This is a genomic window from Streptomyces sp. SID9727, assembly GCF_010550605.1.
Classification (GTDB): domain Bacteria; phylum Actinomycetota; class Actinomycetes; order Streptomycetales; family Streptomycetaceae; genus Streptomyces.
Genome location: NZ_JAAGNI010000002.1, coordinates 1 through 11,244, shown reverse-complemented (window position 1 = coordinate 11,244; position 11,244 = coordinate 1). Strand labels below are relative to the sequence as shown.

Below are 11,244 nucleotides of genomic sequence, written 5' to 3'. Positions count from 1 at the left end.
AGGCGCCGTAGCTGTCGTCGTGCGCCCGCCCGGAATCGCGGGACAGCCCTCAGGACAACGCGCGGGTGAGCCACACGATTTCGCCGTCCTCGTCCACGGAGACGCGGTCCCGTGCGAAGTCGAGCTTCTCCAGGACGCGGAGCGAGGGCGCGTTCCAGGTGCGGACGGTCGACCAGAGCCGCTGCCGCCCGGTCGCGACGGCGGCGGCGATCACGGCGCCGGCGGCCTCGGTGGCGTAACCCCGGTTGTGTGCGTGCCGGAACAACTCGTAGGCGATCTCGGGCTCTTCCAGGGTGGAGCGCCCGATGATCAGCCCGCAGTAGCCGATGAAGTCGCCCTCGTCGCGGCGTTGGATGGGCAGGAGCGCGATGCCGGTGTTCTCCGTGCCGGCGAGGAGACCGGCGATGCCCTTGCGGGCGCGTTCCACGGTGTAGTTCTCCTCGCCGCGCTCGGAGAGGAGTTCGCTGAACGCGGGGGCGTCGGATTCGACCCAGGGGCGCAGGATCAGCCGCTCGGTCTCCAGGTGGTACGGCATGGTCGGGTAGGTCGGCATGCCCCTACTCTGCCGTATGGCCGCGGGCCTTCCTCCGGCGAGGCCGGGTTTCCGGTGCGGACGCGAGGCGGAGCGCCCGGCCGGTCAGCGAGGTGTCCTCGTCGAGCAGAGCGGCGGGGGTGCCGGTGAAGACGACCCGGCCGCCGTCGGTGCCGGCGCCGGGGCCGATGTCGATGACGTGGTCGGCGCGGGCGACGACGCGGAGGTTGTGCTCGACCACGACGAGCGTGGCACCGGACTCCAGCAGGTCGTCGAAGAGCAGGTTGATCCGGTCCACGTCGCTGGGGTGCAGTCCGGTGGTCGGCTCGTCCAGGACGATCCGCTCGCCGACCAGGTCGTCCACGCCGCTGAGGTGGCGCGCCAGGAGGAGGCGCTGCTTCTCGCCGCCGGAGAGGGTGTCGAGGGACTGGCCGACGGCGGTGTAGCCGAGGCCGACGCGTTGCTGCCAGGACATCGCCGCGATGATCCCGGGGTCGTCGGGGAACTGGTCCGCGAGTTCGTGTGCGGCCATGGAGAGCACGTCCGCGATGGTGCTGCCACGGACCGTGACGCCGAGGGCGGTGTCGTTGAAGCGCAGGCCCCCGCAGACGTCGCACGGTGTGGAGACGTCGTCCAGGAACGCCAGCTCGGTGGTGAGGTGGCCCTTGCCCCGGCAGGCGGGGCAGGCGCCCTTGGAGTTGAAGCTGAACCAGGACGGGTCCAGGCCCGACGCCCGTGCGAACGCGCCCCGGACGTGGTCGGCGACGCCGAGGACGGACAGTGAGGTGGACCGCTGCCCGCCGCGCAGCGGGTCCTGACCCACGACGGTGAACCCCGGGTGCTGGGACGGGAGTTCTTGGGTGGCGAGGGAACTCTTGCCGGAGCCGGCGACCCCGGTGACGGCGGTGAGGACACCGTGGGGGATCTCGATGTCGAAGCCGGTCAAGTTGTTGGCGCTGGCCTTCCGGACGACGGTGGAGCCGCGCCACGTGCGGGCGGTGGTCGCGACCTCCAGCGGGGTCCCGAGCAGCCGGCCGGTCACGGTCCCGCTCGTGCGCAGCGCGTCGGGCGTGCCCTCGAACCGGATCCGGCCGCCGTCGGCCCCGGCGCCCGGGCCGACGTCGATGACGTGGTCCGCGATGTCGATCATCTGCCGGTGGTGCTCGACCACCAGCACGGTGTTGCCCGAGTCCCGGAGCCGGAGCAGCAGTTGGGTGAGGAGGTGGACGTCCACGGGGTGCAGGCCGACGGAGGGCTCGTCGAACACATAGGTGACGTCGGTGAGGGCGCTGCCCAGGTGGCGGACGATCTTCACGCGCTGGGCCTCGCCGCCGGAGAGGGTGGAGGAGGTCCGGTCCAGGGAGAGGTAGCCCAGGCCGACGGAGCGCAGGGCGTCGAGCGTGGCCCGGATGCCGTCGAGTGCGGGCTCGACGCGCGGGTCGTGGGTGTCCTCCAGCAGTTCCCGCAACCGGGTGACGGACATGGCCGACCAGTCCGCGAGGGAACGGCCGTCGATCAGGCTGGCCCTGGCCGCCTCGTTGAGCCGGGCGCCGTGGCACTCGGGGCAGGGGCGGCGGGTGGTGATGCGGTCCAGTTCCTCGCGTACCTGGGCGGAGATCTTCGTCGGGTGGTTCTTGACGAAGGTGTCGCGCACACGGGTGATGACCCCGTCGAACCGGGCGGTCTTCGGGAACTCCGGGTCCGGCTTCGGCGGTTTCAGCTGCTCGGCGTGGAGGAAGAGGTCCATCTCCTCGTCCGTGTAGTCCTTCAGGGGCTTGTCCCGGTCGAACAGACCGCTGTACGCGAACCGCTTCCACCGGTATCCGCCCCGCCGGAACAGGCTGAACCGGACGGGTCCGTCGTTGATCGACTTCTCCGGGTCGATGAGTTCGCCGGGGTCGATGTCGACCGCGGTGCCGATGCCCTCGCACTCGGGGCACATCCCGGCCGGGTCGTTGAAGGAGTACGCGGGCGTGTATCCGGCGGAGGGTTCACCGATCCGGGAGAACACGAGCCGCATCAGCGGTGCGACGTCGCAGGCGGTGGCCACGACCGAGCGCGCGTTGCCGGTGAAGCGGCGCTGGTCGATCAGCGCCGTGAACGTGAGCCCGTCCATCGACTGGACCTCGGGCGCGGGCAGCTGTGGCAGCCGGTTGCGTACGAACGTCGGGTAGGCGTCGTTGACCAGCCGCTGGGCCTCGGCCGCGATCGTGTCCAGCACCAGCGACGACTTGCCCGAGCCGGACACCCCCGTGACGACGGTGAGCGCCTTCTTGGGCACGTCGACGGTGACGTCCTTCAGGTTGTTCGTCGCCGCGCCGACCACGCGGATCACTCCGGCCGCATGCGCATCGCTCATCAGGGGATCGTACCCAGCCGCGTTTCCTTCACGGTTGACGGCGCCCGGCATTTCGCGTGCCGGGCGCCCCGGAGCGTCAGCCGGTGGCGGCGTTGAGGAGGTCGAGCGCGCTCTGCTGGCAGCCGTAGTCGGTGCTCCCGCTGCCGCCGTTCCAGTGCGGGCCGTACTGGTCGAGGGCGTTGCGGTCGCGGTCGTGGGCGCGGTCGGCCCAGCGGGTGAGGGGTGCGGCGTACGGGCGATCGGAGAGCGCGCGGTTCAGGGCCCCGAGGCCGCGCACGTAGGCGCCCTTGAAGCTGGGGCCGTCTCCGGTGCAGCCGTCGGCCTCGCCGGGTTCGCGCAGGACGCCGTCGGTCTGGAGCCGGACGGTGGAGGCGTCGGCGAGGCCGCGCGCGGTCGTCAGGAGGGCCTGGTCGCCGGTGGCGCGGTGCAGTTCGGTGAGCGCGCCCAGGATGACGCCCTGGTTGTAGGTCCAGGTGGGCTGGCCGTTGTTGGCGCAGTTGCCGTCGAGGCCGTCGTTGATCATGCGGTCACCGTTGATCATGCCGCTGTGCTGGAACCAGTCCCATTCGTTCTTGGCCCGCTCCAGGTAGACGGTGTCGCCGGGGATGCGGTTGTGCAGGGCGGCGGTGAGGCCGAGGAAGAGTTCGTTGGTGATGGCGTTCTTGTAGTTGCCGTCGGTGTTCCACCGCACCCCGCCGCCGCAGGTGCTGTTCCAGTTGGCGAACATGTGGTCCGCGTCGGCCCGTGCGGTGTCGAGGTAGCGGCTCTCCCCCGTCAGGTCGTACGCGGCGATCCAGGCGAGGCCCCACCAGCCGGTGTCGTCCAGGTATGCGTTGCGGAACCGGCCGCCCTGGGCGTTGACGTTCTTCTCGTACGTGTCCGAAACGGCGTACCGGTAGCTGCCCATGCCGGTGATCCGGATGTTGTCGATGACGGCGGTCAGCGCGTTGGCCGCCGTCCACCAGCCGTTCCCGCCGAAGAGCTTGGTGCCCCGGTCGTACGACATCATCAGGGCGGTCGCGGCGGCGGTGCTCCGGCTGCCCGCGTTCCAGGTGGCCCGGGCCCAGGGGGTGCACGCGATGGCGCCGCCGCCCGCCGGCTGCCCGCAGGCGCGCAGGGCTCCGACGCCCTGGGTGTTCCAGTCGTCCACGTTGTACATCTGGGTGCGCCAGCCCCGGCCCCCGGACGGCACGGCGGTGTCGCCCAGCTTGCTGCCCGACGCCCAGGTCCTGCCGCCGTCCATGGAGCGGTCCAGCCAGACGTGGTCGCCGGCCCCGCCGTTGTCGACGGAGCCCCAGCCCATCGCGTCGGTGTCGTCGAAATGGAGGGCGATCGTGCGGGCGCCGAGGGCGGCGGTGACGGGGATCCGGTCCTGGGGGCTGAGCCCCGGGTCCCGCGCGTCGCAGTACTTGTTGCACACCGCCGCCTCGGGGGCGGCGGCGGCGGGCAGGGCGCCCACCAGAAGCGTGGACAACGTTGTCAGAACGGCGACGGCAAGGGCCGCACGGGGGCGCGCAGATGTCATGAAGGACTCCCGGAACGAGTGGGGGCGGCGGAGGGCGCTCCGCCGACGCTCAGGAGAACGCTCTCCGACGCTAGCGAAGCGCCATGAGCACGTCAATGACGCGCGCCGGTCGCCCGCCACGGGTGCGGGCGCGGTGTTCAGGGCAGGATCGAGTCGACGTAGCCTCCGTCGACGCGGAGAGCGCCGCCCGTGGTGGCGGAGGCGTACGGCGAGGCCAGGTAGACGACCATGTGCGCGATCTCCTCGGGCTCGATCAGGCGTTGCAGCAGGGACTGCGGGCGGTGCTTGACCATGAACGTGTGCTGAGCCTCCTCCCAGGGGAGGTCGTCGCCGACGAGTTCCCGGACGAAGTCCTCGACACCTCCGGTGTGGGTGGGGCCGGCGATGACGGAGTTGACCGTCACGCCGGTGCCCGCGGCCTCCTTGGCGAAGCCCCGGGAGACCGCGAGCAGCGAGGTCTTGGTCATGCCGTAGTGGATCATCTCCGCGGGGATGACCACGGCGGAGTCGCTGGCGATGTTGAGGACGCGGCCCCAGCCGTTGTCCTTCATGCCCGGCAGGTAGGCGCGGATGAGGCGGACGGCGGAGAGCACGTTCACCTCGAAGTAGCGGCGCCACTCCGCGTCCTCGATCTCCAGCGGGGCGGCGGACCCGAAGACGCCGAGGCTGTTGACCAGGATGTCGACCGCCGGGGCGGTCTCCAGGACGGCCGCGGCGCCGTCCTCGGTCGCGAGGTCGCCCGCGGCGCCGGTGACCTCGTCGCTCCCCGAGGCGGTCCGTACGGCCCGGACGGCCTCGGCGACCCGCTCCCGGCCGCGGCCGTTCACGACGACGTGGGCCCCGGCGCGGGCCAGCCCGACGGCGATGGCCTCGCCGATGCCCTGGGTGGAGCCGGTGACCAGGGCGGTGCGGCCGGAGAGATCGATGTGCATGGCAGGTCCTCCTCGCTCCGGGGCCGGCGACACGGCCCTGGCGGTCAGTTGAGGGTGTCGGGGTCCGGGCCGGTGCGCAGCCCCCGGTCGAGGCCGGCCAGGTCGGCCAGGTCGGTGTCGGTGAGCTCGAATCCGAAGACGTCGAGGTTCTGCCGGATGCGGGCGGGGGTGACGGACTTGGGGATCACGATGTTGCCCGTCCGCAGGTGCCAGCGCAGCACGACCTGCGCGGGCGTTACGCCGTTGGCCTGAGCGATACGCACGACCGCCTCGTCCTCCAGCACCGCTCCCTGGGCCAGCGGGCTCCACGCCTCGGTCGCGATGCCGTGCTCGGCGTGGAAGGCGCGCAGCTCGGCCTGCTGGAGGCCGGGGTGCAGTTCGACCTGGTTGACGGCGGGGACGGTACCGGTGTGCTCCATGAGCCGCCGGAGGTGGGGGACCTGGAAGTTGGAGACACCGATGGCGCGGGCACGGCCGTCGGCGAGGATCTTCTCCAGCGCCCTGTACGTCTCCACGTACAGGTCACGGGCGGGGGTGGGCCAGTGGATGAGGTAGAGGTCGACGTGGTCCAGGCCGAGCGCGCCCAGGGAGGCGTCGAATGCGGCGAGGGTCCGGTCGTAACCCTGGTCGGCGTTCCACAGCTTGGTGGTGATGAACAGTTCCTCGCGGGGCAGTCCGGAGCCGGCGACGGCCCGGCCGACGCCACGTTCGTTGCCGTAGACCGCGGCGGTGTCGATGCTGCGGTAGCCGGCGTCCAGGGCGTGCCCGACGGCGGTGGCGGTCTCCTCGTCGGGGACCTGGAAGACACCGAAGCCGAGCTGGGGCATGCGGACGCCGTTGTTGAGCGTGATGTGGGGCACGGGAGTCATGGGGGGTGGTCCTTCGCGTGTTCGTCGTCGCGCCGTGGGGTGAGCCGGCCCGGCTCACCCCACGTACATGCAAGCGCGCCTTACATGCATAGACAATACTTGCACACGCTCACTAATGCAAACGATGGCTTCCCGCGCCAGTCACTCCCCCACGTGCAGCCCGAAGCCCGTGCGGCCCACCGGCTCCAGGCCCTCCTTGAGGTGCAGGGACGGGATCTCGTAGTCGCCGAAGTTCTGACGGCGGTACGGGATAGGGGCGGTCGATTCCAGCGTGAGCAGGCGCTCCCCCCATGCCTTGGCCGCTTCCGAGTAGTCCGAGGCGGTCATCCGGTCGGTGCCGTACAGGACGAACGGCGGCAGCACCTCCAGGCCGGGGTAGTGGAGGATGCCGTGCTGGATCGGGAACAGCAGGTCGTCGATGGGGCCGTTGATGCCCCGGGGCGCGTAGTGGGATTCCAGGCCGCCGACGGTCACCGAGAGCAGGGCGCGGCGGCCCGCGAGGGTGCCCTCGCCGTAGCGCTCGCCGTACTTGGTGTCGCTGTGCTCCCCGACGCCGTACGCGAAGTGGTACGTGAACACGCGGTCCACCCAGCCCTTGAGGATCGCCGGCATCGTGTACCACCACAGGGGGAACTGGAAGATGACGTTGTCCGCCCACAACAGCTTCTCCTGTTCGGCGCGCACGTCCGGGGTGAGTGTGCCGGCGTCGAAGGCGCGGCCGGAGTCGCGAGCCGGCTTCAACGGGACCGAGGCGTCGGGCCCGTAGTCCGCCGCGTCGACGGTGGCCTTCCAGTTCATCGCGTACAGGTCGCTCACCCGCACCTCGTGCCCTGCCCCCTCCAGGGTCGAGACCGCGAGGTCCTTGAGCGAGCCGTTGAGGGACTTCGGCTCGGGGTGGGCGTGGACGATGAGCGTCTTCATGGGAACCGCACTCCTTCGGATCGGATGGGTTCGATCCTGGACGCCCGCGCGCCCGCTGTTCAGGGGCGCCGCTTCCGTCGGACGGGACTTCCTGGTACCGGCAGGGCCACCCTCGCGCGGGGCGGGCGTGGCCATACTGGGTCCATGGACGATCTCGCGGGATTCCTGCGGACCCGGCGCGCCCGGGTCGACCCGGCCTCGGCCGGCATCTCCCCCGACAGCCGCCGCCGGGTCACCGGACTGCGCCGCGAAGAGGTCGCGCACCTGTCCGGGGTGAGCGTCGACTACTACGTACGCCTGGAGCAGGGGCGCGCGACCCAGCCCTCCGAGCAGGTGCTGGACGCGCTCGCCCGGGTCCTCGGCCTCGACGAGACCGAGCGCGAGCACCTCGACCGGCTCGCCCGGCAGCGGCGCCGGCGCGCGAAGACGCCCGGTGGGCGGGTGCGGCCGGAGCTGCTGCGCGTGCTCGGCCTGGTCACCGACGCACCCGCGCTGCTCATGGACCACCGCATGGACGTCCTCGCGGGCAACCGCCTGGCCCGGCTGCTGTACGGCCGGCCACTGCCGGGGATGAACACCGCCCGGCACCTCTTCCTGGAGGAGACCGAGCGGGGGCTGTACGCGGAGTGGGAGCAGTGCACCCTGGACGCGGTCGGCCACCTGCGGCTGGCGGCCGGCAAGTACCCCGACGACGCGCGTCTGGCCGCGCTCATCGGGGAGCTGTCGATGGGCAGCGACCGCTTCCGCCGGCTGTGGGCCCGCGCGGACGTACGCTGCCGCACGCACGGCCGCAAGGTCTACCGGCACCCGCTCGTCGGCGTGCTGGAGCTGCACCAGGAGAATTTCTCGCTGCCGGACTCACCGGACCTGGAGATGATCGTGCTGTCGGCGGCGCCCGGCAGCCCCGCGGAGGACGGGCTGCGGCTGCTGGCCGGGCTGGGAGCCGGCACGGAGGCCGACGACGCCCCCGGACGGCCCCGCGTCCGCGAGGAACACTCCGCTAGCGCGCCGCCTCGAAGCGCGCCAGGTGGACGTCGCTGAGCCGGACGTCCCGGGCGGCGAGCGCCTCCTCGACGTGTCGCACGCGGCTCACGCCGACGATCGGGGCGATGCCCTGGTGCAGCAGCCACGCGAGGACCACCTGGTTCTTCGTCGCGGAGACCTCACCGGCCACCTCGTCCAGGACCGCGAGCACCCTGGCGGTACCGGGGTGGTCGTACGTGTCCGGGAACGGCTTCTCCGGGCGCGTGTAGGAGCCCCAGAGCAGGGAGCTGTACGCCCACACCTCAAGCCCTTCCGCCTCGGCGAGGTCCAGGTCCTCGGTGGTGAGCAGGCGGTGGCCGCCCTCGGCGAGCGGGGTGAGCGGGCGCGGCTGGACGAGGGAGTGGCGCAGTTGCAGGGCGGTCCACGGCTCCACCCCCTGCTCGCGGGCCAGTGAGCGGGCGCGCTCGACGCGCCAGGCGGTGTGGTTCGCGGCGCCGACCCGCGACACCACACCCTTCGTGACCAGTTCACCGAAGGCTCCGACCGTCTCCGCCAGGGGCACGGCGCGGTCCTCGGCGTGTGCCCACAGCAGGTCGACGTGGTCGACGCCGAGGCGTTCCAGGCTCTCCGCCACGCCCGCGTGGACGGCGCGGGCGGACAGGCCCTCCGCGCTCTGCGGCCAGGAGTGCGGCACGAGCGGGTTCTGCCGCACCTTGGTCGCGATCCTCACGGCGTCGCGGGCGCCGGGGCGGGCCGCGAGCCAGGCGCCTATGACGCGCTCACTGGCGCCGCCGATGCCGCTGGGGTCGGCCCAGAAGGAGTAGCAGTTGGCGGTGTCGAGCCAGTCGCCGCCGCCGGCGACATAGGCGTCGAGGATCGCGAACGACGTGTCGGAGTCGACCTGCGTGCCGAAACCCATGGTGCCGAGGACGATCCGGCGGTTCGTGTTGTCCGTGTTGTTCATGTCCGCCATGCTCGGCGTTGAAGTGCACTTCAGCGCAAGCCCGTTGTGCGAACCCTTGAGGAGTTGTGGTGGCGGATCCCGCATGGTCGGTCGAGTCGATGGAACAACTCACCGTAGGCTGGCGGACCCTGGTGCTCGACCGGGACGCCGGCGCGGACGTCCGGGACCTGCCCGGGATCGCCGTACGCTGGGCCGATTGCGGGTTCGCCTTCTGGAACTGCGTCACCCTCACCGATGTCGGCGCGGACGCGGCGCTCACCGCCCGACGCATGAGTGAGGCGGCCGACATCATGCGTACCAAGACGCGGCCCGGATTCCTCTGGGTCTTCGAGGGGCTCCTCGACGCGGAGGCCCTCGACTCGCTGGACGCGGCGGCCGAGCGCGCCGGTCTCGCGTACGCCTTCCCCGGCACGGGGATGGCGGGCGATGTGTTCCCGCTGCCCGAACCGGCACACCCTGAGCTGGAGTTCGTACGCGTGCGCGAGGAGGAGCAGTTGGTCGCGTACGCGGATCTGAACTCGCGCGCGTACGGCTTCCCCCTGGAGGCGGGCCGCGACGGGCTGGCGGGGTCCTCGCTGTGGAGGAGCGGGGTGCACGCCTATCTGGGGCTGCGGCAGGGTGTGCCGGTGACGTGCGCCGCGACGATGGAGGCGGCCGGCCGGCTCTTCGTCGTGCTGGTCGCCACCGATCCGGCCTGGGAGCGCCGGGGCTACGGGGAGGCCGTGACGCGCAAGGCGCTGTACGAGGGGGCCCGCGCCACCGGTCTGACCCGCGCCACCCTGCACGCGACGGCGGCGGGTGCTCCGGTGTACCCCCGGATCGGCTTCACCCCGAATGCGGCCATGCGTTTCTACGGGTTGCAAGGGTGAGGGCAAGCCGGCCGGCGCTGTCACAGAACCATGACACGGTAGTTCACAACCCGGGGCCCGGGTGGCCTGTCCAACTGCGTGGGACGACGGGCCGATCCACCCGTCGCCGACGGGCGCGGCACCCGGTCGCGCCACCCACACGTTTTGGGGGAAAACCTTGAACACCCTTGCGCGAACCGTGCGTTCGACCTTCGTCGCCTCGGCCGCCGGGCTTCTGCTGACCGTCACCGGAGCCGCACTCGCCCCGGTCGCCCTGGCCGACACCGGCACGCCCGAGCTGACCGTGTCCACCGAGGCGCCCGCGGAGATCGGCCTCGGCGGCCTGCCGGTCGCCTTCACCACCACGGCGTCCAACACCGGTCCGAACGACACCTCGTCGGCGCGCCTCATCTACCGCGTCGACGGCGGTGCCGGCCTGCCGGAGAACGCCCTGAGCCTGGAGTACCGGCTCGACGGGTCGGCGTGGAAGTCCGTGCCGCTGAAGATCGTCGAAGGCACCGTGTACGGCGGTGAGCTGCCCGAGCAGTTCCCGCTGGCCGCCGGAAAGTCGCGGGCCGTGCAGTTGCGGCTCGGGGTGCCCATGGGCACCCCTCACAACGGCGACAGCAACGGCGGCACCGACCACCTGAAGCTGACGACGATGATCTCGTACGGAGCTTCGGGCGCCGCCAACGCCACCGATGTGGACGACGTGGCGGTCAAGGGTCTGAGCACCCGTCTGTCCGGTGTGCCCGCGACCGCGACGGCCGGCGGCCCTGCGATCACCTTCAAGGCCACGGTCGACAACCCGACGCCGTCGGCGTACGAGAACGTCACGGACGTGCTGTTCACCAACCGGTACACCACCGTCCAGGTCCGGCGCTCGGGCACCTGGACGACGCTGAAGCCGATCACCTCGAACGCCGAGCCGGACGTGTACGGGTACGACGTGATCGGCAAGGACGCCTCCCTCGCGGCGCACGGCAGCGCCTCCGTCGACATCCGTGTGACCTACCGCAAGGACGCGCCGCTGGGGAAGACCGAAGTGTCCCCGTGCGTCATCGTCAACGAGGGTGCGATCCCGTTCCGGGGCATCACCGACTGCGGCAAGAGGGCCACGGTCACCGTGCGAAAGGCGGCGGCCACCCCGTCCCCCTCCCTCTCCGTCACCGCGAGCGCGTCGTCCTCCCCCGCCGCGACGGGCACCGGCGCCGACTCGGCGTCGTCCGGCATGACCGCGCAGCTGGCCGAGACCGGCGGCGGCGGCCTCTCGGCGACGGCGGTGGGCGCGGCGGGTCTCGTCGCCGCCG

Annotated in this window: 10 protein-coding genes; 3 read left to right on the top strand and 7 right to left on the bottom strand. The window is 71.7% G+C overall.

The window, feature by feature from the left end:
* Positions 1-49: 49 nt before the first annotated feature.
* The 6 genes from G3I41_RS00170 to G3I41_RS00145 form a co-directional block, all read right to left on the bottom strand.
* Positions 50-553, bottom strand: coding sequence for a GNAT family N-acetyltransferase (locus tag G3I41_RS00170; RefSeq protein ID WP_164398241.1), 504 nt, complete (start codon positions 551-553; stop codon positions 50-52).
* 4 nt (positions 554-557) lie between these two features.
* Entirely contained in the window at positions 558-2,891 is a 2,334-nt protein-coding gene (locus tag G3I41_RS00165; protein WP_164398240.1) for an excinuclease ABC subunit UvrA, read from the bottom strand.
* Positions 2,892-2,967: 76 nt separating this feature from the next.
* Complete coding sequence (locus tag G3I41_RS00160; protein WP_239081421.1) at positions 2,968-4,416, bottom strand: glycoside hydrolase family 76 protein; 1,449 nt, start codon at positions 4,414-4,416, stop codon at positions 2,968-2,970.
* 137 nt (positions 4,417-4,553) lie between these two features.
* Positions 4,554-5,348 (bottom strand): SDR family oxidoreductase, encoded by a 795-nt coding sequence (locus tag G3I41_RS00155; protein ID WP_164398239.1) that lies wholly within the window; start codon positions 5,346-5,348, stop codon positions 4,554-4,556.
* A gap of 44 nt (positions 5,349-5,392) precedes the next feature.
* Complete coding sequence (locus G3I41_RS00150) at positions 5,393-6,217, bottom strand: aldo/keto reductase (protein WP_164398238.1); 825 nt, start codon at positions 6,215-6,217, stop codon at positions 5,393-5,395.
* Between the two features lie 141 nt (positions 6,218-6,358).
* Positions 6,359-7,138, bottom strand: coding sequence for an NAD(P)H-dependent oxidoreductase (locus tag G3I41_RS00145; protein ID WP_164398237.1), 780 nt, complete (start codon positions 7,136-7,138; stop codon positions 6,359-6,361).
* 144 nt (positions 7,139-7,282) lie between these two features.
* Between G3I41_RS00145 and G3I41_RS00140 the strand changes: the two genes are divergently transcribed.
* Positions 7,283-8,179 carry a helix-turn-helix transcriptional regulator gene (locus G3I41_RS00140; RefSeq protein WP_164398236.1) on the top strand — a complete coding sequence of 299 codons (897 nt, stop codon included), beginning with the start codon at positions 7,283-7,285 and terminating at the stop codon, positions 8,177-8,179.
* Here the strand turns inward: G3I41_RS00140 and G3I41_RS00135 are convergent.
* Positions 8,139-9,086 (bottom strand): aldo/keto reductase, encoded by a 948-nt coding sequence (locus G3I41_RS00135; RefSeq protein WP_164398235.1) that lies wholly within the window; start codon positions 9,084-9,086, stop codon positions 8,139-8,141. The two genes, G3I41_RS00140 and G3I41_RS00135, sit on opposite strands and share 41 nt — an antisense overlap.
* A gap of 68 nt (positions 9,087-9,154) precedes the next feature.
* Between G3I41_RS00135 and G3I41_RS00130 the strand changes: the two genes are divergently transcribed.
* Both G3I41_RS00130 and G3I41_RS00125 read left to right on the top strand, forming a co-directional pair.
* Positions 9,155-9,955, top strand: coding sequence for a GNAT family N-acetyltransferase (locus G3I41_RS00130; RefSeq protein WP_164398234.1), 801 nt, complete (start codon positions 9,155-9,157; stop codon positions 9,953-9,955).
* A 178-nt stretch (positions 9,956-10,133) separates the two neighbouring features.
* Positions 10,134-11,244 (top strand): hypothetical protein (locus tag G3I41_RS00125; protein WP_343242018.1); only part of this gene is annotated, 1,111 nt, incomplete at its 3' end.

Bases quoted from the DNA above. Each gene is read 5' to 3' on its own strand.
- G3I41_RS00170 (WP_164398241.1), bottom strand. From the start codon at position 553: ATGCCGACCTACCCGACCATGCCGTACCACCTGGAGACCGAGCGGCTG.
- G3I41_RS00165 (WP_164398240.1), bottom strand. From the start codon at position 2,891: ATGAGCGATGCGCATGCGGCCGGAGTGATCCGCGTGGTCGGCGCGGCG.
- G3I41_RS00160 (WP_239081421.1), bottom strand. From the start codon at position 4,416: ATGACATCTGCGCGCCCCCGTGCGGCCCTTGCCGTCGCCGTTCTGACA.
- G3I41_RS00155 (WP_164398239.1), bottom strand. From the start codon at position 5,348: ATGCACATCGATCTCTCCGGCCGCACCGCCCTGGTCACCGGCTCCACC.
- G3I41_RS00150 (WP_164398238.1), bottom strand. From the start codon at position 6,217: ATGACTCCCGTGCCCCACATCACGCTCAACAACGGCGTCCGCATGCCC.
- G3I41_RS00145 (WP_164398237.1), bottom strand. From the start codon at position 7,138: ATGAAGACGCTCATCGTCCACGCCCACCCCGAGCCGAAGTCCCTCAAC.
- G3I41_RS00140 (WP_164398236.1), top strand. From the start codon at position 7,283: ATGGACGATCTCGCGGGATTCCTGCGGACCCGGCGCGCCCGGGTCGAC.
- G3I41_RS00135 (WP_164398235.1), bottom strand. From the start codon at position 9,086: ATGAACAACACGGACAACACGAACCGCCGGATCGTCCTCGGCACCATG.